Source organism: Pseudomonas sp. IT-P12 (assembly GCF_949767465.1).
GTDB lineage: Bacteria > Pseudomonadota > Gammaproteobacteria > Pseudomonadales > Pseudomonadaceae > Aquipseudomonas.
Map to the genome: position 1 here is coordinate 114,167 of NZ_CATKPY010000022.1, position 22,096 is coordinate 136,262.

At 64.0% G+C, this 22,096-nt stretch carries 19 protein-coding genes; 2 read left to right on the forward strand and 17 right to left on the reverse strand.

Annotated elements, in window-relative coordinates; all coding sequences use genetic code 11:
- Positions 1 to 2: 2 nt before the first annotated feature.
- The 11 genes from ACM6IM_RS15190 to ACM6IM_RS15240 all read right to left on the reverse strand — a co-directional run bounded on the left by ACM6IM_RS15190 (position 3) and on the right by ACM6IM_RS15240 (position 12,596).
- Positions 3 to 716 (reverse strand): ABC transporter permease, encoded by a 714-nt coding sequence (locus ACM6IM_RS15190; protein ID WP_414865576.1) that lies wholly within the window; start codon positions 714 to 716, stop codon positions 3 to 5.
- A 142-nt stretch (positions 717 to 858) separates the two neighbouring features.
- Entirely contained in the window at positions 859 to 1,641 is a 783-nt protein-coding gene (locus tag ACM6IM_RS15195; RefSeq protein ID WP_414865577.1) for a transporter substrate-binding domain-containing protein, read from the reverse strand.
- A 27-nt stretch (positions 1,642 to 1,668) separates the two neighbouring features.
- On the reverse strand, positions 1,669 to 3,675 hold the full coding sequence (locus ACM6IM_RS15200) for an aminotransferase class I/II-fold pyridoxal phosphate-dependent enzyme (RefSeq protein ID WP_414865578.1): 2,007 nt from the start codon (positions 3,673 to 3,675) through the stop codon (positions 1,669 to 1,671).
- 279 nt (positions 3,676 to 3,954) lie between these two features.
- Positions 3,955 to 5,586, reverse strand: a complete 1,632-nt coding sequence (locus ACM6IM_RS15205) for a 5-guanidino-2-oxopentanoate decarboxylase (protein WP_414865579.1) — start codon at positions 5,584 to 5,586, stop codon at positions 3,955 to 3,957.
- A 187-nt stretch (positions 5,587 to 5,773) separates the two neighbouring features.
- A complete protein-coding gene (locus tag ACM6IM_RS15210; protein WP_414865580.1) occupies positions 5,774 to 6,472 on the reverse strand; it encodes a winged helix-turn-helix domain-containing protein in 699 nt (232 codons plus the stop codon).
- A gap of 89 nt (positions 6,473 to 6,561) precedes the next feature.
- Positions 6,562 to 7,197, reverse strand: a complete 636-nt coding sequence (locus ACM6IM_RS15215) for a TetR family transcriptional regulator C-terminal domain-containing protein (protein ID WP_192303782.1) — start codon at positions 7,195 to 7,197, stop codon at positions 6,562 to 6,564.
- A gap of 48 nt (positions 7,198 to 7,245) precedes the next feature.
- A complete protein-coding gene (locus tag ACM6IM_RS15220) occupies positions 7,246 to 7,947 on the reverse strand; it encodes an NAD(P)H-dependent oxidoreductase (protein WP_414865581.1) in 702 nt (233 codons plus the stop codon).
- A gap of 38 nt (positions 7,948 to 7,985) precedes the next feature.
- Entirely contained in the window at positions 7,986 to 10,073 is a 2,088-nt protein-coding gene (locus ACM6IM_RS15225; protein WP_414865582.1) for an acetate--CoA ligase family protein, read from the reverse strand.
- 18 nt (positions 10,074 to 10,091) lie between these two features.
- A complete protein-coding gene (locus ACM6IM_RS15230) occupies positions 10,092 to 11,252 on the reverse strand; it encodes an acyl-CoA dehydrogenase family protein (RefSeq protein ID WP_414865583.1) in 1,161 nt (386 codons plus the stop codon).
- Positions 11,253 to 11,273: 21 nt separating this feature from the next.
- Positions 11,274 to 12,065, reverse strand: a complete 792-nt coding sequence (locus tag ACM6IM_RS15235) for an enoyl-CoA hydratase/isomerase family protein (RefSeq protein WP_414865584.1) — start codon at positions 12,063 to 12,065, stop codon at positions 11,274 to 11,276.
- A 330-nt stretch (positions 12,066 to 12,395) separates the two neighbouring features.
- Positions 12,396 to 12,596: a YbdD/YjiX family protein gene (locus ACM6IM_RS15240; RefSeq protein WP_192303792.1), complete on the reverse strand. Its 201-nt coding sequence runs from the start codon at positions 12,594 to 12,596 to the stop codon at positions 12,396 to 12,398.
- Between the two features lie 215 nt (positions 12,597 to 12,811).
- Here ACM6IM_RS15240 and ACM6IM_RS15245 point away from each other — a divergent pair, with 215 nt between their 5' ends.
- Positions 12,812 to 13,810: an EamA family transporter gene (locus ACM6IM_RS15245; RefSeq protein ID WP_414865585.1), complete on the forward strand. Its 999-nt coding sequence runs from the start codon at positions 12,812 to 12,814 to the stop codon at positions 13,808 to 13,810.
- Here ACM6IM_RS15245 and ACM6IM_RS15250 read toward each other — a convergent pair.
- The 5 genes from ACM6IM_RS15250 to ACM6IM_RS15270 all read right to left on the reverse strand — a co-directional run bounded on the left by ACM6IM_RS15250 (position 13,758) and on the right by ACM6IM_RS15270 (position 19,875).
- Positions 13,758 to 15,008, reverse strand: a complete 1,251-nt coding sequence (locus tag ACM6IM_RS15250; RefSeq protein ID WP_414865586.1) for a dihydrolipoyllysine-residue acetyltransferase — start codon at positions 15,006 to 15,008, stop codon at positions 13,758 to 13,760. The genes ACM6IM_RS15245 and ACM6IM_RS15250 overlap by 53 nt on opposite strands.
- A 40-nt stretch (positions 15,009 to 15,048) precedes the next feature.
- Positions 15,049 to 17,748: an alpha-ketoglutarate dehydrogenase gene (mdeB, locus tag ACM6IM_RS15255; protein WP_414865587.1), complete on the reverse strand. Its 2,700-nt coding sequence runs from the start codon at positions 17,746 to 17,748 to the stop codon at positions 15,049 to 15,051.
- Complete coding sequence (locus ACM6IM_RS15260) at positions 17,745 to 18,164, reverse strand: hypothetical protein (RefSeq protein ID WP_414865588.1); 420 nt, start codon at positions 18,162 to 18,164, stop codon at positions 17,745 to 17,747. The genes mdeB and ACM6IM_RS15260 overlap by 4 nt, the downstream gene beginning before the upstream one ends.
- Before the next feature lie 44 nt (positions 18,165 to 18,208).
- The gene (locus ACM6IM_RS15265) at positions 18,209 to 18,673 is read right to left on the reverse strand and encodes a transketolase (RefSeq protein ID WP_414865589.1); all 465 of its coding nucleotides are present in this window, start codon (positions 18,671 to 18,673) and stop codon (positions 18,209 to 18,211) included.
- Positions 18,674 to 18,858: 185 nt separating this feature from the next.
- On the reverse strand, positions 18,859 to 19,875 hold the full coding sequence (locus ACM6IM_RS15270) for a 1-aminocyclopropane-1-carboxylate deaminase (protein WP_192303804.1): 1,017 nt from the start codon (positions 19,873 to 19,875) through the stop codon (positions 18,859 to 18,861).
- 201 nt (positions 19,876 to 20,076) lie between these two features.
- Between ACM6IM_RS15270 and ACM6IM_RS15275 the strand changes: the two genes are divergently transcribed.
- Positions 20,077 to 20,586, forward strand: a complete 510-nt coding sequence (locus tag ACM6IM_RS15275) for an Lrp/AsnC family transcriptional regulator (protein WP_192303806.1) — start codon at positions 20,077 to 20,079, stop codon at positions 20,584 to 20,586.
- A 20-nt stretch (positions 20,587 to 20,606) separates the two neighbouring features.
- Here the strand turns inward: ACM6IM_RS15275 and ACM6IM_RS15280 are convergent, their stop codons facing one another.
- A complete protein-coding gene (locus tag ACM6IM_RS15280) occupies positions 20,607 to 21,950 on the reverse strand; it encodes a PQQ-dependent sugar dehydrogenase (protein WP_414865590.1) in 1,344 nt (447 codons plus the stop codon).
- Positions 21,951 to 22,096: the final 146 nt, after the last annotated feature.

The following is a 22,096-nucleotide window of genomic DNA, read 5'->3' on the forward strand; positions in this document are numbered from 1 at the left end:
AATCACTCGACCAAAGGCATCCAGCGACGAATGCGTCGCTCAAGCCGTCCCGACAGGTAGTTGGACACCAGCGTCACCGCGTAGTACATCGCCGCAGCCGTGAGGTAGAACAACAGGTAATGACGCGTCGAACCCGCGCCCTGCTTGGCGGTGTACAACAGTTCGTTGGTGCCGACCACGCTGATCAGCGCGCTGTCCTTGATCAGGTTGATCCACAGGTTGGCCATGCCCGCCATGGCGTAGGGCGCCATGATCGGCAGCGTGACCCGGCGGAACAGGGCGAAACCATGCAGCCCGAAAGCTTTCGCCGCCTCGATCTGACCATAGGGAATCGCCTGGATCGCCGCGCGGAAAATCTCCGAGGCATAGGCGCCCTGCACCAGGCCCAGCACAACGATGGCCGCCAGCGGACCGCTGACGTTGACCGCGCCGTAACCCAACCTGGCCATCAACGAGTTGATCAGCATTGAGCCGACGTAATACAGCAACAGAATCAGCAGCAACTCCGGAACCGCACGGAACAGCGTGGTGTAGCCGCGAAACAGTGCAGCGACGGGCCGTGGGCCGTGCAACTTCAGGCAGGCCACGACCAGGCCGATCAGCAGCCCGAGCACAAAGGCACCGGCGGAGATCTGCAGGGTCATCCACAACCCCCGCAACAGCGCCCCGCCCCACCCTGTTTCAGTGAAATTGATCAACTCGAACATGGCTGGCATTTCAGTCTCCGTTGATGAATCGGATGTCTGCCGCTAATCCCATGGGTAAAGGCCCCACCTGTGGGCGCGAGTCTGCTCGCGATGGCGCTCGGTCATGGACACTGCGCATTGCGAGCAGGCTCGTACCCACAGGGGAACACCCTCAGAATGCAGGCTTCACACTGGTACCGAAGTAGTGCTCGGAGAGGTCGTCGTAGTCCTTGCTGGCCAGCAGGGCGGTGATCGCCTTGTCGAGCCGCGCCTTGAGCTCGGCGTCATCCTTGCGCAGGCCGGCACCCACGCCCTTGCCGAAGATCGGGTCGTAGGGCACGGCGCCGAGGTAGGCCAGGTCCTTTGCATCCGGCGTCTTGACGAAAGCCGCCATCGCCGTGCCGTCCGCCATCATCAGGTCGATGCGTCCGGCGATCAGGTCGGCGTTGGCCGAATCCTGAGTGTCGTAGTACTTAACGTCGGCGATTTTCTCGTAGTACGTCTTCAGGTAACTGGCGCTGACCGTCGAGTTCTGCACCCCGATGGTCTTGCCCTTGAGGTCATCCGGATACTTTTTCACCGACGCCTCTTTCGGCCCGACAATCGCAATCACCGAGTCGTAGTACGCCTTGCTGAAGGCGATCTGCTTCTCACGTTCCTCGGTCACCGACATCGAGGAGAAAATCACGTCGATCTTCTTCGCCAGCAACGACGGGATGATCCCGTCCCACGCCACTTCCTTGATCTCGCACTCGGCTTTCATTTCGCTGCACAACTTGTGGATCAGGTCCACTTCGAAGCCTTTCCACTCACCGTTGGCCTGTTTCTCGGTGTACGGCGGATAGGGTTCGGCCGCGACCGCGAACCTGATCGGCTGGGCCTGCGCCGCACTCATGCCGGCCAGCATTACGCAGGCCACGCCGGTCAACCAGTTTGCCAAACGTCGATTTCCCATGATGTTTCCCCGTCTTTTCATGATGCGTTAGCGAGTTTGATGAGCGTTGACGAACTGTCGGCAACGTTCACTGCGTGGGTGTACGAACACTTCATCCGGCGAACCGGTTTCCTCGATCAACCCCTGGTGCAGATAGGCGATTTTGCTCGACACGTCGCGGGCAAACGCCATCTCGTGCGTGACCAGGATCATGGTCCGGCCCTCCTCCGCGAGGGAGCGGATGACCCGCAGCACTTCACCGACCAGTTCCGGGTCGAGCGCCGAAGTGGGCTCATCGAACAACATGACTTTGGGCCGCATGGCCAGGGCGCGGGCGATGGCCACTCGCTGCTGCTGTCCGCCGGAGAGAAACGCCGGGTACTCGTTGCGCTTGGCCGAAAGACCGACGCGTTCCAGCAAGGCTTCGGCCCGCTCAGTGGCTTCGGCACGGCTCTCGCGCAGGACCTGGGTGGGTGCTTCGATGAGGTTTTCCAGCACGGTGCGATGGGGCCAGAGGTTGAAGTTCTGGAACACCATGCCCAGGCTCGAGCGGATCCGCACCAATTGCCGGGTGTCGGACACCAGCGGTGCACCGGGGCGTGTGTGGTTGAGTTGAATGCTCTCGCCATCCACCAGAATGCGCCCCTGGTCGGGCACTTCGAGCATGTTGATGCAACGCAGCAAGGTACTTTTGCCCGAGCCGCTGGCGCCGATCAGCGAGATCACATCGCCTTCACGCGCCGTCAGCGAAACCCCTTTGAGCACCTCGATATTGCCGAAGCGTTTGTGCAACTGGTCGACTTCGATCATGGTCCTGGCCACCGCCGGCTCAGCCGCCGCTGCACTGTGGGTCACCGAAGCGAGGCGCGGTCGCGGCGCCTCGCCGTGCAGCACGCGGACGAAATCGCGAATGCGCTGGCAGGCCTGCGCCAGGCGCTCTTCACCCAGGGTGAACGAGAGCCGGACAAACCCCTGCGAGGGCTCACCGAACGCCGCCGCGTCCAGCACCGAGACCCTGGCCTCGCGCAACAGACGCCAGGCGAACTCCAGCGAGGTCAGCCCGGTGGCGCGCACGTCGATCAGCACGAACATGCCGGCATCGGGAGTCAGCACCGAAATGCCCGGACAATCCGCCAGCCCGGCCACAACCAGATCACGCCGGTGGCGATAGATGTCACGCATGCCGTGGGTGACTTCGTCATGGGCCTGCACGGCCTTCAGCGCGGCTTCCATGACGAATCCCGGCAAGCCGTAGAGCATGCTCAGCACCAGGTTTTCGGCGTGGGCCACCAGGGCTTGGTCGGCCACGATCCAGCCCGTGCGCCAGCCGGTCATCGCATGGGATTTCGACAGGCTGCCGATCACCACGCAGCGTTCCGCCATCCCGGGCAACGCCGCCAGGCTCACGTGTTCGCGCTCGAACGCCAGGCTCTCGTACACCTCGTCCACCACCACCCACAGGTCATGGGCGATGGCGAGGTCGGCGATGCCCTGCAGCTCTTCGCGGCTCAGCACCACGCCGGTGGGGTTGTTGGGGTTGGACAGGAAAATGGCGCGGGTGCGCGGGGTGATGGCCGTGGCGAGCACGGCGGCGTCAAGCCGGAAACCGGCATCCGCCGAACACGGCACCCGCACCAGGGTGGCGCCGGAGGCCTTGAGCGTCGCCTCATAGGTCACGTACATCGGGTCAAGGGCAATCACCTCGTCGCCCGCGTTGAGCAGGCACATCGACGTGGCGAACAATGCGTTCTGCGCACCGGCGACGATGATCACGTTGGACGCTTGCAACTCACGGTCGAACAGCTTGCCGTAGCGCTCGGCAATGGCCTCGCGCAGCGCCTGGCGACCCGCGATCTCGGTGTAGTGGGTGTCGCCTTCGCGCAACGCCTGGACCGCCGCCTCGGTGATGAAATCGGGGGTGGGGAAATCCGGGTCGCCCACGCTGAGGATGATCACATCCTCGCCCCGGCGCTTGGCTTCGTACGCCGCGTTGTGAATATCCCAGGCGGCAACGCCATCGCCTGCAATCCGCTCAACAAAGGGTGAAAACCGCATGCCAGTGCCTCGTTCGAAGGGAAGAAACGCAAGCCCGCAACCAACCGGGGGGTGGTGGAGCCAACATAGTCGAAGCTGAACACTCGTTCAACAGAAAAGTCCGGCGTGTTCGCGTTCAGCGTAAACAGGTCGTTTTCACGACAGTCGAGCCGTTTTACTGGGAAAACGTAGATTCCCTGCAGGCGCGAGCTGGCCTGCGAATGGTCGTCAATGATGACGCCGGTCGCCTGAGTGCCCGCGTTGTCCGCAGGTATCTGGCGAGCAAGCTCGCTCTTGCAGTTACATCAGCGCGCAGGCGTGCCTGAGCTCGATCAGGGTCACGCCGGCCTGGGCAAAACCACGGCACAGGTCGCGCTCCAGTGCATCGAGGCTCTGCGGCTCGTAAACGGTGCAACCGAAAGCTCGGGCCAGCAGTGCAAAATCGGGGTTGCGGGGCAACACGCCGACCGGCTCGATATCGAGGCTGAGCATGTCGTCGCGGATCTGCCCCAGTGCGTCGTTGTTCCACAGCAGCACCACCAGCGGGCTGTCCAGCTCTTCGACGGCGGTGGCCAGTTCCTGCACGGTGTAAAGGAAGCCGCCGTCCCCCACCAGCACCAGGCCGGGTCGCTGCGGTGCGCCGAACTTGGCGCCGATACCGGCGGGCAGGCCATAACCGAGGGTGCCGTAGCCGGTGGGGTGCAACCAGCTGCGGATGCCCCGGCTGGCAAACGCATAGTTGCCGGTGTAGGCCAGTTGGGTCATATCGCTGCTGATGAACGTATCGGCGGGCACCGCGGCGGCGATGCGGTCGAGAATGCGCTGGTGCAACGCTTGCAGTTCACCGTGGCCGGCTCGCACGGCGTCTTTCAGACGGGCTACCGCGTCGGCCGCTGCGCGGGATTCGCGCGCGGTGTCGGGCAGTCGCGTCAGCAAGGCCCCCAGGGTCTGTTGCGCGTCGCCCTGCAAGGCGACGGCACAGGGGTAGAAATCGTTGAACTTGCGCGGATCGATGTCGATACGGATCACCTCCCCGCTCAACGGCAGTCGCTCGCGCCAGTAATCGGTGTCGGCCATTTCCGTGCCGACCGCCAGCACCACGTCGGCTTGCGCGATCAGCTCCCAACCCGGTTGAACACACAGACTCGCGCCGGCCTGCAATGGCGCGCCCGACGCCAGGCCTTTGCCGGCGACGCTGGTAAACAGCGGTGCGCCCAGGCGTTCGCTCAGGACCTGCAATTCGGCACCCGCCGCCAATGCCCCGCCGCCGGCGATGATCATCGGCCGCTGGCTGCCCTGCAGGCGTCGCGCCGCCTCATCCAGCACTTGGGCAGCGGGCAGGCCGCGCCCGGGACGACGCACCACCTCGCCGCTCCAGTCACGGCTGATCGCCCCGGACAACACGTCCAGCGGCACGGAAATATGCACCGGCCGTGGCCGTTCACTGTCGAACACGGCAAAGGCACGGGCGATCAGCTCGGGCAGATCGTCGGTGCTCAAGGCCACCGCCGAAAACGCGGTGATGGGTGCCGTGATTGCCCGTTGATCCTGGGTTTCGTGCAGGCACCCCCAGCCTTTGCCAAGGCTGGCGGTGTGGTTGACGCTGGAGATCACCAGCATCGGGATCGAGTCGGCGTAGGCTTGACCGATGGCCGTCGCCGCGTTGGTGACGCCAGGGCCGGTGATGACGAAGCACACCCCCGGTTTGCCGCTGATCCGCGCGTAGCCGTCGGCCATGAACCCGGCACCCTGCTCATGACGGGTCAGCACATGGCGGATGCCGCTGCCGGGCAAGCCGCGATACAGCTCAAGGGTGTGCACACCGGGAATGCCGAACACGGTATCGACCCCGTAGTTGGCCAGCAGACGCACCAGGGCCTGGCCGCCAGTGAGGGTCGTGGATGAAGCTTGCCGGGTCGATTGTGAACTCATGCCAGCCCTCGTCTTATTGTTCTGTTGAGGTGGAAGATGCGTCGATATTAAACACTCGTTCAACAGTGAGGCAATCTTTTCCTGTGTCGCGAAAAAACCTCACGAATGGCAATCAATTCATTGATTTAAAAGAGTTTTAGAACAAAAAGCGGCACTGCCGGGCGCCGCCTGTTACATCTTCGAACATTCAGGCGGCCAAGGACGCGGCGGCAGTGAACAGGTACCCCGCCCCATGGATGGTGATGATCAACTCGGGTTCGGCCGGGTTGTCATGCAGCTTGCGCCGCAGGCGTCCGACCAGCACATCGATGGAACGATCGTTGGGCAGCCATTCGCGGTTGCGCAACTGCTCCATCAACTGGTCGCGGCTCAAGGTCAGCCCACTGTTGTGCATGAACAGATTGAGCAACTGGAACTCGCCGTGGCTGAGCAGGGTTTCGCGACCGTCACCGGCCTGCAGGCGCCGACGATCGGTGTCGAGGGTCCAGCCGGCAAAACGCTTGAGGTGTGAGTCGGGCTGGATGAGCGGCCGTGTCGGCTGCACACGACGCAGCAGGTTGCGGGCGCGGGCCACCAGTTCGCGAGGGAGCACGGGATGGATCAGGTAATCGTCGGCGCCACCTTCCAGCGCCGCGAGGCGTTCGCCGTCACCGCCCACCAGGATGATCCCGACCTCGGAACGCTCACGCCACTGGCGCGTCAGGGCCAGGGCGTCCGGCCACTGCGCGTCGAGCAGCACCAGCCCGACCGTGGCCCCATCGAGGCACGCTTCGGCCTGATCGACCGAACCCGCCACGTGGACCTCGAACCCGTGCGGGTCGAGGCTCATCCGCAACGGTTGGTGGACCTGCGGATCGTCACTCGCAATCAGCACACACCCCGTCATGACCTGGCTCCTGTTCGTATTTTTTTGGAATTTTGCGAAGCAGTGTCTGCACTCTAGCGCTTGCTGAACACTCGATCAACAAGAAACGATCACGCCTGGACGAAGCGTCGATAACCGCCCATTTGCAGGCCATCGACCCATGCCTCGCAAATCTGCACACCCTGGGCCGGGGTGAACGTACTGGGGTTGAGCCCGCATTCCAGCCACAAGCCGTCGAGCAAGGCGCTCAGGCCGATGGCCGCCAGGCCGCTGTCGAAGGCGTCCCAGCCCTCCTCCTGTGCCAACAGGCGTAAAGCGTCTCCCATGATCGTGCGGTACTCGCCATAGGAATGATCGTGGGCGCGGTTGATCGCATCGGCGGTTTTCACCGCACCCCAGAACGCCAGCCAGGCTTCGAGCAGTTCCGGGTCGAGCATGCGCGGGGAGAACGACGCCTCGAAGAACGCCGACAGATGCTGGCGTGCACCGTCGCCCGCATTCGCCACCGACTCGCGCAACAGGCTCATCACCTGCCCGGTGATGTGCAGGTAGGCGTCGGCCACCAGTTCATCCTTGCCAGCGTAGTGATGGCTGATCAACCCCACCGACACCCCGGCCTCGGCGCAGATCTTGCGGATCGAGGTGCCGACAAAACCGTACTTTTTCAGACACGTCAGCGTCGCGGCCACCAGATTGGCCTTGCGCAATTCGGGGTCCATGCGCAGGAAACGCGCTTCCTCAGCCATAGTGTTCCAGCCCTTCAGAAATTCGATGCCTGACGGTACAGCATTGCGTCAGCGCAGGGGATACAACGCCTCGTCGAACTGCGCCAGGCGCGGGAAAACCAGCGGCGAATCCTGTTCCAGATGTGTCAGGCGCCGATGGTAATCGACCAGAAACTGCTCGCGCGCTGCGGCGCTGATGTAGGGCACGTGCCAGGCCACAAACGGCGGCAGGACGTCCAGGCCGACGTACGCCAGCGTGCCGCGCAGCAGCGGACGCAGCATGTCTTCCAGTGGCCCGTGGATCGCGCCGTCGCCGAACATGTGCTCGCGCCCGCCGAGGGTCACGGTGACCAGTGCCTTCTTGCCCGCCAGGCCGCCCTGATCGTAGAAGCGCTTGCCGCCGTAACAGACGCCGGACACCAGCACCCGGTCGATCCAGCCCTTGAGGATGGCCGGCACGGAGAACCAGTAGATCGGAAAATTCAGAATCAGCAGGTCGGCCCACAGCAGCTTGTCCAGTTCCTGCTGGATGTCCGGGGCCAGGCTCTGGCGCTTGACGCTCAGCCGCTGTTCAAGGGCGTACACCAGATAGTCGGGGTTGTCCCGCTCGGAAAAGTCTTCGGCGCTAGCCACCGGGTTCCAGTTCATCGCGTACAGATCGGAGACCTGCACAGTGTGACCCTGAGCCTCCAGGGTCTGTACCGCCTGATCGCGCAACGCGCTGGTGAAGGACTGCGGTTCGGGGTGGGCGTGGAGCATCAGTACATTCATGGGGGCCGCCTTTTGGCAATCGATTTCAGGGTCGTACATCAGGCCAGGCGGATCAGCGCATCCACCGCCACCGCGCCTTCGGCATTGACCAGCAAAGGGTTCACATCCAGCTCCAGCAAGCGCTCGGCATTCTCGACGGCGTAATCCGCCACCGCCCGGATCGCCCGCACCAGCGCCGGCATATCCACCGCCGGGCCGCCACGAAAACCGCTGAACATCGGCGCGCAACGCAACCCCAGGAGCGCGTCGTGAATGGCCTGATCGGTGGTGGGCAACAACAGGCTGCGACTGTCCTTGAGCAGCTCGACCAGAATCCCGCCGGCGCCGATTACCAGCGCCAGGCCGAAGCCGGTTTCGCGCTTGATGCCGACGATCAGTTCCGCCAGCGGCGGTGGCGCCATGCGCTCGAGCAGGACCTGATCGAAGACCAGGGTCGGTGCCCGCTGCGCCAAGTCGTTGCGCATGCGCTCGAGCGCGCAACTCAACGCGTGCTCGTCCTTGAGGTTGAGGGCGACGCCACCGGCTTCGGTCTTGTGCGGCAGGTCGGCGCTGACCACCTTGAGCACCAGCGGATAACCGAGGCTGCGCGCCTGCTCCAGGGCCTGTTCGGGGCGGCACAGGCGCGCATCGGGCAACGGCAGGCCGAACGGGCGCAAGGCTTGTTTCGATTGCCACTCATCCAGGCATTCTCCCTCCCCGGGCGACGCTGGCGGACAGATCAGCGCCAGCGCCGATTCGCCACCCTCGAGCACGGCATCGCGGCGCGCGCGGTAATGGGCGATGCGTGCCCAGGCGGCCAGCCCGTCCTCGACCCCTTGCAGCGCTGCAATGCCACGGGCATGCAAGCGCTCGCGGGCACTGGCCGGCAGCAGTTCGGGGAACGCCGAGGTGACAAAACCGGTCTTGCCGTGCCTTTGCAGCCCTTCGCAAAACAGCTCCAGCAGCAGGTCGCATTCCTTGCGTTCGCCGGTGAATTCGGCGGGATAGTCGAGCACCAGCAACGCCGCATCAGCCGGGGTACGCAGGACCGTATCGAGCATGTTTCCCAGGGCCTCGCGGTCCCCCCAGATCGCCGTCGTGAAGTCCAGCGGGTTGACCAGGTTGGCGTAGCCGGGCAATACCTGCGCCAACTCATCACGCTGATGGGCCGCGAGTTTGGGCAAGGCCAGGTGATTGCGTTCGGCGTAGTCGGCGATCAGTCCCGCATCGCCACCGGAGCAGGCCAGCGCGATCAGGCTCGGACCCTCCGGCAATCGGCCGCAGGCTGCGGCCTTGAGGGTTTCGACAAAACTCACCGGGCCGCTGACGCGGATCACCCCGAGGCGCTCGAACAGGCTGTCGTACAGCGCGTCGGAACCGGCCAGCGAGCTGGTGTGGCTGAGCGCCAACTCGGCGCCGATTTGCGATACGCCGGTTTTCAGGGCAATCACCGGGATGCCTTTTTCCAGTGCCTTGTGCGCGACGCGGGCAAAGCCGGGCACGTTCTTCAGCCCTTCCAGATGCACGCCGATGGCGGTGACCCGGGGCTCGTCGAGCAAGGCATCCATCAGCTCGGCCACCCCCAGTTGCGCCTGATTGCCCACCGACGCCATGTAGGCCAGCGGCAGCGAACGGTCGCTCATCGACAGGTTGTAGGCGAAGTTGCCGCTCTGGGTCAGGATCGCGACGCCCTTCTCAACCGTCTTGCCACCATGGGCCACCGGCCACAGGGCGACGTTGTGCAGGTAGTCGAGCAGGCCGTAGCAGTTGGGACCCAGCAGCGCCATGTCGCCAGCGGCCTGCAACAGCTGCTGTTGCAGCGCCGCCCCTGACTCGCCGATTTCGGCGAACCCGGAGGCATAACAGATCGCCCCGCCCGCGCCCCTGGCGGCCAGTTCAGCGACGCAGCTCAGCGTATGCTCGCGGTGGGTGGCGATGAACACCCCGTCCGGTGCGCACGGCAGTTCGGCAATCGACGCCACGCAAGGAATGCCTTCCAGGCTGCTGTGCTGCGGGTTGACCAGCCACATCGGGCCGGCAAAACCGCCCTCGGCGCAGCGCTTGAGCGCCCGCGCCATGCTGCGCCCGCCCACGAACGCCAGGTGACGCGGCGCGAGCAGGCGCTTGAGGTTGTCAGTGATCGACATGGGATTCTCCTTGTCCAATCAGCGCAGCAGCGGCCGCAGCAGCTCGCGGGAAATGATGTGACGCTGGATCTCCGAGGTTCCCTCCCAGATCCGCTCGATTCGCGCATTGCGCCAGATGCGCTCCACCGGACTCTCGTCCATCAGGCCCATGCCGCCGAAAATCTGCACCGCCTCATCCGCCGCGCGGCCCAGCACTTCGCTGGCGAACAGCTTGGCCATGCCGGCCTCGCCATCGGTCATGGTGCCCTGATCCATTTTCCAGGCCGCGTTCAGGGCCAGCAGTTCGGCGGCGCGGATTTCGGTGGCCATGTCCGCCAGCTTGAAAGAAACCCCCTGGTAAGTGCCGATGGCGTGGCCGAACTGTTTGCGATCGGCGGCCCATTGCAGCGCCACGTCCAGCGCCCGTTGCGCCTGACCGACGCAGTTGGCCGCGACCATCACCCGCCCGGCCGTCAGCCAGGCGTTGGCCACGTCCCAGCCCTTGCCGACTTCGCCCAACACCTTGGAGGCCGGCACCCGGCAATCGTCAAAGAAGATCTCGCTGGTGTGGTAGCCGCGGTTGCTCACGCATTTGGGGCCACGGCGAATGGTCATGCCGGGGGTGTCACGGTCGACCAGGAAAGAGGTCACGGCATTGCGCGGGCGGCCGTTGTGCTCGTAGGTGTCGGTGACCGCGAACACGATGGCAAAATCGGCATGCCCGGCGTGGCTGATGAAGTGCTTGCTGCCGTTCAGGACAAAATCATCGCCGTCACGCACGGCGCGGGTCTTTATCGCATTGGCGTCAGAACCGGCACCGGGCTCGGTGAGGGCGAAGCAGTCGATCTTTTCCCCACGCACGCAGGGCAACAAGTAATCCTCGATCTGCGCGCCCTTGCAGGCCATGAGGATTTTCGACGGGCGCGCGACGAACACATGCAGTGCCCACGACACCTTGGACAACTCACGTTCGATCAACGCCTGGGACAGGTAATCCAGCCCTCCGCCGCCGACCTCTTCCGGCATGTTGAACGCGTAGAAACCGGCAGCAATCGCCTTGGCGCGTATCTGCGCGGCCAGCTCCGGCGGAACGGCATCGGCGCGGTCGACCGCATCCTCGTGGGGCAGCAGTTCTTTTTCGACGAAGCTGCGCACAGACTCGACCAGCATGTCCTGCTCTTGGGTCAGTTGAAAGTTCATGGTGGCGTACCTACGGTTCGATTACTGGCCGATGAAATGAGGCGTGCGTTTTTCCACGGCAGCCTTGAGGGCTTCCGCGCCGTCCTGGCTGCGTCCGCAAAGCAGGCCGGCGGCCTGTTCGGCCTGCAGTTGTTCGGCGAGGCTGCGTCCGGCACCGTCGCGAATCAGCACCTTGGTCTGGGCGAAGGCGAAGGTCGGGCCGCTGGCCAGTCGCGTCGCCAGCGCCGTGGTGTGGGCGAGCAGTGCTTCGTCGGCACAGACCTCGCCGACCAGCCCGGCGGCCAGTGCACGCTCGGCGCTCCACAGCTCATCGAGGAACAGCAGGCGCTTGCTGTGCTCATCGCCGATCAGGCGTGGCAAATGCCAACTGGCGCCGGCATCCGGCGAATACGCCATGCCGGTGTAGCCCGCCTTGAACCGCGCCGATGCGGCAGCGACCCGCAGGTCGCAGCACAGGCTCAAATCCATCCCGGCACCGACCGCGATACCGTTGATGGCCGCGATGGTCGGTTTGCTGAAGCCGTGGAGACGGTTCATCAACAGGTGCGCGGTTTCGGTCCAGCCGTAGGTTTCGAGGATCCCGCGCCGCTCAGCATCCGCCCACTCGGCCACGTCCGCACCGGCACAGAAACCCTTGCCGTTGCCGGTCAGCACCAACACCCTGACCGCCGGATCGGCGTCATGGGCGTCGAGTGCAGCGATCAAGGCCTTGAGGGTGGGAATGTCCAGCGCGTTGCGCTGTTCGGTGCGGTTGAGGGTGATCCAGGCGATGCCGCTTTCAACCCGGCTGAGCAGTGACGGTTGCAATGTCATGGAAGGTCCTCGTCGTTCTTGTAGTTGGACTGGAGGTACGAGCTGCAGCCGATACTAAACAACTGTTCAGTAACAGGGCAATACCGTGGGATGAGCTGTTACATCTTCGAACAACTCAGGGACCCTCTTCCCTTGTCGAGCCAGGCGATTGCCCTTGTGGGAGCGAGCCTGCTCGCGATGCGGATAGTCAATCGACATCCATCTCGATGGCCGAGCACCATCGCAAGCGGGCTCGCTCCCACGGAGTTCTGCGAGAGCCTGCAAATCCATCAGGCATAAAAAAGCCCCGACTCTCGCAAGCCGGGGCTGTTTGATGGAAGTGGTCGCGGTTCAGCAGCACCGTGTCGTGCAACTGCGCTTGCCGTAGCGCGCTTCCTGGCGCTCGCGAAAGAACGCCGAAGGGCTCATCACCGGTTCGCCCGGCTGATTGCGCGCCATCTGCGCGACGTAGTTGTCGTAGTCCGGAACGCCCACCATCAGGCGCGCGCTCTGACTGAGGAACCGGGCGGCATGCTGCAATTTGCGGAACATGGCAGAACTCTCTTTGTGGGCAATGGACGCCGCCATGAAAGCGCATCCATGTATCTGCAATGTGTCCACCGAGAAATTTATTCACACCAGCAAGTCGTACGATCTCTTTGAACGCAAAGCGCCACCAAACCTTGTCCGGCCAAATCATTTGCGGTACAAACCCACAAGTCGTACGACAACATAATAATAATCCTGCCGTTGCCAGAGACCCTGCCATGACCCGCCAGACCGCTCCAACGCCCTTCCCCCGTCACCTCGCCGTATTGATTCTGTTGTGCATGGGCTGCGCCTTTGCCGGCAACCACGTGGCTGCCCGGGTGGCGTTCGACGACGGCGCCGGGGTATTGCTGGCGATTCTGATGCGCTCGGGTGGAACGCTGTTGGTGCTGGCCGCGCTGGTGCTGTGGCAGCGTCAGAGTCTGCGCTTGCCGGCGGGCGCCTGGCGCTGGCAGTTGTTGCTGGGTCTGCTGATCGCGACCCAGAGCCTGTGCCTGTACTCGGCCGTGGCCCGGGTGCCGGTAGCCCTGGCGCTGCTGGTGGCGAACGTGTTTCCGATCCTGCTGGCGTTGCTCACCTGGGCATTGGGCGGGCCGCGGCCAACGGCGCGCACCGCCGCGTTGATGGGCCTGATTCTGCTCGGCCTGGTGTTTGTGCTGGACGTGCCGGGACGGCTCTCGGCCAATAGCAATGTCGGCCCCGAATGGGTGCTCGGGGTCGCGCTGGCGTTCTGCGCCGCCAGTGTGTTCGCCTGTGCGTTGTGGATCACCGATCACAAGCTGTCGCCGGTGCGCGGCTCGGTGCGCAGCCTGCTGACCATTTTCATCGTCTTCAGCAGCGTCAACCTCGCCGGCCTGACCGGTGCCCTGCCCGGCGGCCTGAACCTGCCGGCCAGCGCCACTGGCTGGTGGGCGCTGGCGACGCTGGTGGTGCTCTACGGCACCGGCTTCATCGTCCTGTTCATCTCCGTGCCACGTCTGGACATGCCGCGCAACGCGCCGGTGATGAACATCGAGCCCCTGGCCACCCTGTTGATGGGCTGGATCGTGCTGGACCAGATGCTCAGCGCCGGCCAGGTGATCGGCGGCGCCATCGTCGTCACCGGCATCGTCCTGCTGACCTGGCGCAAGGCGCAGCGCACGCCCCCCGCCAGCGCCTCCCCGGTTACAGCACCAGGCGCCGGTAATCCGCCAGCACACTGCTCAGATAGGCGTTGAAACGCCCTGCCGCCGCGCCATCGATGACCCGATGGTCCCAGCTCAGGCTCAACGGCAGCAGATGGCGCGTGACCACTTCGCCCTCCTCCAGCGCCAACCGTTCGCGGATTTTGCCCACCCCGAGGATGGCGACTTCCGGGGCATTGATGATCGGCGTGAAATACGTCCCGCCAATGCCGCCCAGGGACGAAATGGAAAAACAGCCGCCACTCATGTCGGCGACGCTCAACTTGCCCGCCCGGGCCTTCTGCGCCAGTGCCGACATTTCCCCGGCAATGGCCAGCACACCTTTGCGGTCGACGTCCCTGATCACCGGCACGACCAGCCCTTGTGGCGTATCGGCGGCAAAGCCGATGTGGCAGTAATCCTTCAACACCAGGTCGTCGCCCTCGAGGCTGGCATTGAACTCCGGGAATTTTCTCAACGCCGCCGCGCACGCTTTCATCAGCAGCGCGAGCAGGGTCAGCTTGACCCCGCTGCCGGCATTGTCCCGGTTGACCTGCTGGCGAAACTGTTCGAGTTGGGTGATATCCGCATCGTCGTGATTGGTCACGTGGGGAATCATCACCCAGTTGCGGTGCAGGTTGGCACCGCTGAGTTTCCGGATCCGCGACAGCGGCTGGGTCTGCACCGGACCGTATTGGGCAAAGTCCACCACCGGCCAGGGCAGCAGGCCGCCCATCGGCGGGACGCGGTCGCCTGCCCCCGGAGCGCTCAGCGCCCCTTTGACGTGCGCCAGGACGTCCGGCCGGGTGATGCGCCGACGCAGGCCGGTGCCCTGGATGGCGGCGAGTGACACACCCAGCTCACGGGCGAACTTGCGTATCGAAGGCGATGCCAGCGGCAAGTCCGTGGGCGGTGCTTTCACCTCGATGCGCGGCGGTGCCGGCGCAACGTCCGGCGATTTTACCGGGCTGACCGCTGGCTCGCTCAGCGAAGCCGTGATCGGCGCTGGCGCGGCGCATTCGATCAAGGCAATCGGCGAACCCTGACTGACCTTGTCATCCAGGCTGACCGCCAGCGATTGCAGAACGCCCGCCTGCGGCGAGGGGATTTCCATGGACGCCTTGTCGGTCTCGACAATGATCAGCGCCTGTCCTTCGAGCACCGCATCGCCGGCCCTGACGAGGATTTCTATCACGCCGACATCCCGGGCATCGCCAATGTCGGGCACCCGCACTTCATACACATTGTTCATGAGCATTTCCTGAAAATTCGACTCGACCTGAAGCCTGGCTTCAGGCCTCCCAAGGCGCGAGCGCCTCGACATCGATGGCGTACCGCACAATCGCCTCGGTACAGACAGCCGCCTCCAGGCGCCCTGCCTGCACCAGCGATGTCAGCGCGCTCAAGACGATCTGATGGCGGTCCACTTCGAAGAAACGGCGCAGTTGGCTGCGGGTATCGCTGCGGCCGAAACCGTCGGTCCCGAGCACGCTGTATGGCGCCTCCAGGTCGCTGGCGATCAGCTGCGGCAAGGCACGCACGTAGTCGGTGCAGGCGATGACCGGTGCAGTGGCCGTCAGCGACGCCCGGACATGGCTGAGCCGTGCCGGTTGACCGGGATGCAGACGGTTCCAGCGTTCGACTTCACGGGCGTCACGGGCCAGTTCGGTGAAACTGGTGACGCTCCAGACCTCGCTGTCGATGTTCCAGTCGCTGGCCAGCAATTCGGCCGCGGCAATCACTTCCAGCAGGATCGCGCCGCTGCCCAGCAACTGCACGGTGCCCCGCGCATCCTCGACTTCATGCCGGGCGAACAGGTACATGCCCTTGATGATCGCCGCTTCGACGCCTTCGGGCAGGTTGGCTTGCGGGTAGTTCTCGTTCATCAGCGTGACGTAGTAGAACTCGTCGACCTGGCGCTCCAGCATCTGGCGCATGCCGTGGTCCAGGATCACCGCGAATTCTGCGGCGAACGCCGGATCGTAGGCCCGGCAATTGGGCACCATCGACGCCATCAGGTGGCTGTTGCCGTCCTGATGCTGCAAGCCCTCGCCCCCCAGCGTGGTGCGGCCCGCCGTGGCCCCGAGCAGGAACCCGCGCGCCCGCTGATCGGCCGCCGCCCAGATCAGGTCGCCAATGCGCTGGAAGCCGAACATCGAGTAGTAGATGTAGAACGGCAGCATCGGCAGGCCGTGCACGGAATAGCTGGTTGCGGCCGCCACCCAGGAGCTGATTGCCCCGGCCTCACTGATGCCCTCTTCGAGAATCTGCCCGTCCAGCGCTTCGCGGTAACTGAGGATCGAGCCGATGTCTTCCGGCTCATAACGCTGCCCCACGCTGGAATAAATGCCGATCTGCTTGAACAGGCTGGCCATGCCGAACGTGCGCGCCTCGTCGGCGACAATCGGCACGATGCGCGGGCCCAGTTGCTTGTCCCGCAGCAAGCCGCTGAGCAGGCGGACGAAGGCCATGGTGGTGGACATTTCCTTGCCCTCGGCGGCGATGGCAAACCCGGCATAGCTGTCGATGTCCGGCACGGCCAGCGGCGCCGAACGAGTCGGCCGCGAAGGCAGGTAGCCGCCCAAGGCCTGGCGACGCTCGTGCAGGTAACGCATTTCGGCACTGTCGGCAGCCGGCTTGAAGAAGCTCAGCGAGGTCGCCTGTTCATCGCTCAGCGGCAGGTTGAAACGGTTGCGGAAGGCGATCAACGCATCCTTGCCGAGCTTCTTCTGCTGGTGCACGGTCATCTTGCCCTGCCCGGCATCGCCCATGCCGAAACCCTTCTTGGTCTGCGCCAGGATCACCGTCGGCTTACTGCCCTCGCGCATCGCGCTGTGGTAAGCGGCAAAGATTTTCACCACGTCGTGGCCACCGCGTTTGAGGCGGTCGATCTGTTCATCGGTCAGCCCCTGGGCCAACTGCGCCAGGGCTTCGTTCTGGCCGAAAAAATGATCGCGGTTGAAACGCCCGTCCTTGGCGGCAAAGGTCTGGAACTGGCCATCGACCGTGGCAGACAAGGCCTTGACCAGTGCCCCGTCGTGGTCCCGGGCAAACAAGCCGTCCCAGTCGGAGCCCCAGACCAGCTTGATCACATTCCAGCCCGCCCCGCCGAACAGCGCCTCCAGTTCGTCGATGATGCGCCCGTTGCCGCGCACCGGACCGTCCAGGCGCTGCAGGTTGCAATTGACCACCCACACCAGGTTGTCCAGGCCTTCGCGCGCCGCCAGCGTCAGGGCCGACATGCTTTCCGGCTCATCCATTTCGCCGTCGCCAAACACCCCCCACACGGTGCGCCCGGCGGTGTCTTGCAGGCCACGGTGTTGCAGATAACGCATGAAACGCGCCTGGTAGATCGAGCTGATCGGACCGATGCCCATCGAACCGGTCGGGAACTGCCAGAAGTCCGGCATCAACCAGGGGTGAGGGTAACTCGACAGCCCGCGAGCACCCTGGGCGCCGGCGCCGATCTCCTGGCGGTAATGCTGCAGGTCCTGCTCTTCAAGCCGCCCCTCCAGAAACGCCCGCGCATAGACACCGGGCGCCGAATGCGGCTGATAGAACACCAGGTCACCGCCGCTGCTCACGGTGCGCGCCTTGAAGAAATGGTTGAAGCCCACTTCGAACAGGTCGGCGGCGCTGGCGTAACTGGCGATGTGGCCGCCCAGTTCGCCATAGGCCTGGTTGGCCCTGGCGACCATGACCAGCGCGTTCCAGCGCATGATCGAGGCCAGGCGTTCTTCCATGGCCAGGTCACCGGGAAACACCGGCTGCTGTTCCACGCCGATGGTGTTGATATAAGGCGTGCCGTGGCGCGGCCGCCAGCCGATGTCGGCGGTGCTCGCCAGCGTCACCAGCATGTCCATGATCTGCCGGGCCTGCCCGGCACCGCCGTGGGCGATGACCGACTGCAAGGCCTCTCGCCATTCAGTGAGTTCTTCAGCGTCTTGCGGGGTCTGCCCGGGGAATTGGGCCTGCAGATCGGACGGGTTCATGGGCATCTCCTGCAAAAGGCTGTGTCAGGATCGAGGCGTGGCACCGAGGTGGACCGGGCCAGGCTTTTAACGTGTTCCACCGCTGCGATGACCGAGCGTTCGCTCGGGGCGTGCTCGGTGATCGGATAAATACTGATTCTGCGCCTGGGTAGTTCGCGTAAAAAGCGCTTGTCCAGTTCGCCGGCCACCACCAGGCAGTAATCGCAGGTGGGCAGGCGTGCTTCGAACAAATCGTCGTTCGTGGGCATCGCATCGACCTGCATCAGGGCGACGTTTTCAAAACAACTGAAGCTGTGGTGAATCAACGCCAGGTGTTCGCTTTCCAGTCCGGCCGTTAACACCACGACGCGCGTTCCGCTGGAGGGCTCACGCATCCATTTCCTGTCTGGATGACGATAGTCGGCAGTTTGGCTCATAGGCTTTGCCTTTCTTGTAATGAAGTTGGATTCAGCACGCTGGGCTAAAGGGCGCAGCGCTCCTGCAGCAGGCTTTTCGCCAGACGACGGGTGGCCGATAGAACGTTCTCCACCTGTTGGTCCATCCCTTCGCTGGAGGTGGCCACGGCACCCAGTTCGACCACCCGCAACGGGTGCCCGCACACCGAGCCGAGCCAGGTCAGCCCAAGCTCCGCGCCGGTTTCGACATCCAGCAGAAAGCTGCCTTTGGCCACGCCGCGCAGCAGATGACCGGCATCGCTCGCGTCGGTGGGCGTCGAGGGTTCGGGACTGGAACCGACCTGCAACCAGTCGAGCATCAGTTGCCGCGAATGCTGGACGGCCAGATAGGCCACCTGGTCCCAATCGTCGATGGCCGCGTGCAACTGGTCGATCATGTAGTGGGGCAGCGCGGCACTGGTCACGATGACCACCCCGACGTCCGCCGAAGGTGCTTTGATCCAGACAGCGGAAGGCGATATCTCATGCATGGCGGTACTCCCGAGGTTTCCAACGATATCCAGCCAACACCCGACCACGGCGCAGGCTCGCTCCTGCAAAAAACACCGCGTGGAGCGAGCCTGCTCGCGATGGACGCGAACAATGACGCGGGCGGCCTGAATGCCCGCGGTGTCCAGGCGTTTTTCGCGAGCCACTTCGCTCCCGCAGGATCGGGTCAGCCGTTACGGAACAGGAAACTGTAGGCATTCAGCGCGGGCACCCCGCCGAGGTGGGCGTACAGCACTTTCGAACCTTCGGGGAACTCGCCACGACGGACCCTTTCGATCATCCCGTGCATGGACTTGCCCTCGTACACCGGGTCGGTCAACACGCCCTCCAGGCGCCCGCACAGGCGAATGGCTTCCAGTGTGCCGTCGTTGGGCAAACCGTACTCGGGATAGGCAAAGCGGGTGTCGAGCACCACATCGTCTTCGGTGATTTCGCGCCCCAACTCCACCAGTTCAGCGGTGTGCCGGGCGATGCGCAGGATCTGCGCCTTGGTCTGGGCCGGCTTGGCCGAGGCGTCGATGCCGATGACATTCTTCGAGCGACCGTCGGCCGCAAACCCCACCACCATGCCCGCCTGGGTACTGCCGGTGACCGAGCACACCACGATGTAGTCGAACTTGAAGCCCAGCGCCTCCTCCTGCTGGCGCACTTCCTCGGCGAACCCGACGAACCCCAGGCCGCCATAAGGGTGTTCGGAACAGCCGGCCGGAATCGGAAACGGTTTGCCGCCCCGCTCCTTGACGTCGCTCATGGCCTTCTCCCAGCTGGGGCGAATGCCGATGTCAAAACCGGCCGCATCCAGCCGCACATCGGCACCCATGATCCGCGACATCTCGATATTGCCGACCCGGTCGTACACGGCGTCGGAGTAGTTGACCCAGTTTTCCTGGACCAGCACGCACTTCATGCCCAGGTGGGCCGCGACGGCCGCCACCTGGCGGGTCTGGTTGGACTGGATGCCGCCAATCGACACCAGGGTGTCGCAGCCCTGCTCGATGGCTTCGGGAATCAGGTATTCAAGCTTGCGTGTCTTGTTGCCACCGAAGGCCAGGCCGCTGTTGCAGTCTTCGCGCTTGGCGTACAGCTCGACCTTGCCGCCCAGGTGTTCGCTGAGGCGCTTCAAGGGGGTGATGGGCGAAGGGCCGAAGGTCAACGGATAGCGCTTGAAACGATTCAGGTTCATGACTCTGCTCCTTGGTGATTGGATATCCAAGCGCCAGGCCTAAAGGCCACAAGACTGCACAGGCAGGCTGTTTCCGGGCGGCTTCGATGAGTTCAATAGTAAGAACAAACCCGAAAATATGTGTTGCAAGTTTCAATCGATTCAAGAAACATAAATCGCGACTCACCAATCAAAACTTTCTTTTAGTGTGCAGATATCGCCATGAGCGCAACAAATAGTCGCAACAAAGGCGCGAGCCCAGCCACGGAGCCACCTGCGCTGGATCGCACTGATCGAGCCATTCTCAAGACCCTGCAGCGCGACGCGTCCATCTCCAATGTGGCCCTGGCCGAGAAGGTCAAATTGAGCGCGCCGGCCTGTCTGCGGCGCGTCGAACGCCTCAAGCAGGCAGGCCTGATCAAGGGCATCGTCGCGTTGCTCGACAGCGAAGCGCTGGAGGCAGGGATGGTGGTGTTGATCGGCGTGGTGCTGGATCGCTCGACCCCGGAATCCTTCGCCGCGTTCGAAGCGGCGGCGCAAAAGGTGTCCGGCTGCATGGAATGCCATGTGGTGACGGGGGAATTCGACTACTTCATGCTGTTGCGCACCAAGGACAGCAACAGCTTCAACCGGCTGCACGCCGAGCAGTTGCTGTACCTGCCCGGCGTGCGCCAGATCCGTTCGTTCATGGGCCTGCGCAACGTGTTGTCGACGACGCAGATCCCTCTTTGAGCCAACCGTTGAAGACGACGTCAGTGGGCCGACGTCGCCGCCACGCGCCAGAGCGTGTTGCCGACGTCGTCGGCCACCAGCAACGCTCCGCTGCGATCAAGCATCACGCCCACCGGCCGGCCCTGGGCCTCGCCATCGGCATTGAGGAAACCGGTCAGGAAGTCCACCGGCAGCGCCGAAGGTTTGCCGTCGCTGAATGGCACGAACACCACTTTGTAGCCAGCCTGCGGGTTGCGGTTCCATGAACCGTGTTCGCCAATGAACGCGCCATTGGCGAAAGCCTCCGGCATGCCGCGCGCATCGGAGAACGCCAGGCCCAACGGGGCGACGTGAGTGCCCAGGGCGTAATCCGGGGCAAGGGCCAGTGTCACCTTGTCCGGGCGCGGCGGTTGCACGCGGACATCGACATGATTGCCATAGTAGCTCCAGGGCCAGCCGTAGAACGCGCCGTCCTGCACCGACGTCAGGTAGTCCGGCACCAGGTCGCTGCCGATTTCGTCGCGCTCGTTGACCACCGTCCACAACTGGCTCGTACCGGGTTTCCAGGCCATGCCGTTGGGGTTGCGCAGGCCGCTGGCGTAAAGGCGCTTGCTGGCGCTCTGGACGTCGATCTCCCAGATCGCCGCTCGCCCTTCTTCTGCCTCCAGGCCGTTCTCACCGACATTGCTGTTGGAGCCGACAGTCACGTAGAGCTTGGTGCCCTCGGGATTGGCCAGCACGTTCTTGGTCCAGTGGTGGTTGATGCCTGCCGGCAGGTCGGTGACCTTGACCGGGGTCGCGCTGATTTCGGTCTGCCCTTCATGGTACGGCACCTTGACCAGTGCATCGGCGTTGGCAATGAACAGCTCTTCCCCCACCAGCGCCATGCCGAACGGTGACGTCAGCCCGCTCATGAACACCGTGCGCAGTTCCGCGTGACCATCACCGTCGGCGTCGCGTAGCAGGGTGATGCGGTTGGCGCTGGGCGCATCGGCACCGACCCGCCCCATCACAATCCCCATCGCCGTGCGGCGCGCCCAGGCCAGCGGTCCGCTGCCGCCATCGGTAGCGCCATCAGGCATCGGCGGGTGATTGCTTTCGGCAACCAGCACATCGCCATTGGGTAGCAGATAGACCCAGCGCGGGTGATCCAGATGCTCGGCAAGCGCCGTCACCTTGAACCCGGCCGGTGCCTTGGGCGCATCGCCGCCCGACCAGCCGACCGCCTTGGAAACCTTCAGTGTGGGGATCAGCGACGTGGTGGGATCGGGCAGTTGCGGGTTCGGGCCGACACTGGCCTGGGGCGGCAGCTTGGACGATTCGCCACAGGCGGCGAGCAGCGCGGTCGTGGTCATCAAGAGCGCCAGTCGGCGGGAGACAGTCATGGTTCAAACCTCGCGATGGCCATCCGGGGCCAATGAGTGGGCAGGCAAAATCCCGTCGAGTATCGCGACCTTGATCCGGCGCAAACACCGTCCCTGTCACAAATCAATTTTTCCTGAATCGCACGAATGCTCGCCCTCGATGGCGG

Excerpts from the sequence above, each read along its gene's own strand:
- ACM6IM_RS15190 (WP_414865576.1), bottom strand. The coding sequence starts at position 716 with ATGCCAGCCATGTTCGAGTTGATCAATTTCACTGAAACAGGGTGGGGC.
- ACM6IM_RS15195 (WP_414865577.1), bottom strand. The coding sequence starts at position 1,641 with ATGGGAAATCGACGTTTGGCAAACTGGTTGACCGGCGTGGCCTGCGTA.
- ACM6IM_RS15200 (WP_414865578.1), bottom strand. The coding sequence starts at position 3,675 with ATGCGGTTTTCACCCTTTGTTGAGCGGATTGCAGGCGATGGCGTTGCC.
- ACM6IM_RS15205 (WP_414865579.1), bottom strand. The coding sequence starts at position 5,586 with ATGAGTTCACAATCGACCCGGCAAGCTTCATCCACGACCCTCACTGGC.
- ACM6IM_RS15210 (WP_414865580.1), bottom strand. The coding sequence starts at position 6,472 with ATGACGGGGTGTGTGCTGATTGCGAGTGACGATCCGCAGGTCCACCAA.
- ACM6IM_RS15215 (WP_192303782.1), bottom strand. The coding sequence starts at position 7,197 with ATGGCTGAGGAAGCGCGTTTCCTGCGCATGGACCCCGAATTGCGCAAG.
- ACM6IM_RS15220 (WP_414865581.1), bottom strand. The coding sequence starts at position 7,947 with ATGAATGTACTGATGCTCCACGCCCACCCCGAACCGCAGTCCTTCACC.
- ACM6IM_RS15225 (WP_414865582.1), bottom strand. The coding sequence starts at position 10,073 with ATGTCGATCACTGACAACCTCAAGCGCCTGCTCGCGCCGCGTCACCTG.
- ACM6IM_RS15230 (WP_414865583.1), bottom strand. The coding sequence starts at position 11,252 with ATGAACTTTCAACTGACCCAAGAGCAGGACATGCTGGTCGAGTCTGTG.
- ACM6IM_RS15235 (WP_414865584.1), bottom strand. The coding sequence starts at position 12,065 with ATGACATTGCAACCGTCACTGCTCAGCCGGGTTGAAAGCGGCATCGCC.
- ACM6IM_RS15240 (WP_192303792.1), bottom strand. The coding sequence starts at position 12,596 with ATGTTCCGCAAATTGCAGCATGCCGCCCGGTTCCTCAGTCAGAGCGCG.
- ACM6IM_RS15245 (WP_414865585.1), top strand. The coding sequence starts at position 12,812 with ATGACCCGCCAGACCGCTCCAACGCCCTTCCCCCGTCACCTCGCCGTA.
- ACM6IM_RS15250 (WP_414865586.1), bottom strand. The coding sequence starts at position 15,008 with ATGAACAATGTGTATGAAGTGCGGGTGCCCGACATTGGCGATGCCCGG.
- mdeB (WP_414865587.1), bottom strand. The coding sequence starts at position 17,748 with ATGAACCCGTCCGATCTGCAGGCCCAATTCCCCGGGCAGACCCCGCAA.
- ACM6IM_RS15260 (WP_414865588.1), bottom strand. The coding sequence starts at position 18,164 with ATGAGCCAAACTGCCGACTATCGTCATCCAGACAGGAAATGGATGCGT.
- ACM6IM_RS15265 (WP_414865589.1), bottom strand. The coding sequence starts at position 18,673 with ATGCATGAGATATCGCCTTCCGCTGTCTGGATCAAAGCACCTTCGGCG.
- ACM6IM_RS15270 (WP_192303804.1), bottom strand. The coding sequence starts at position 19,875 with ATGAACCTGAATCGTTTCAAGCGCTATCCGTTGACCTTCGGCCCTTCG.
- ACM6IM_RS15275 (WP_192303806.1), top strand. The coding sequence starts at position 20,077 with ATGAGCGCAACAAATAGTCGCAACAAAGGCGCGAGCCCAGCCACGGAG.
- ACM6IM_RS15280 (WP_414865590.1), bottom strand. The coding sequence starts at position 21,950 with ATGACTGTCTCCCGCCGACTGGCGCTCTTGATGACCACGACCGCGCTG.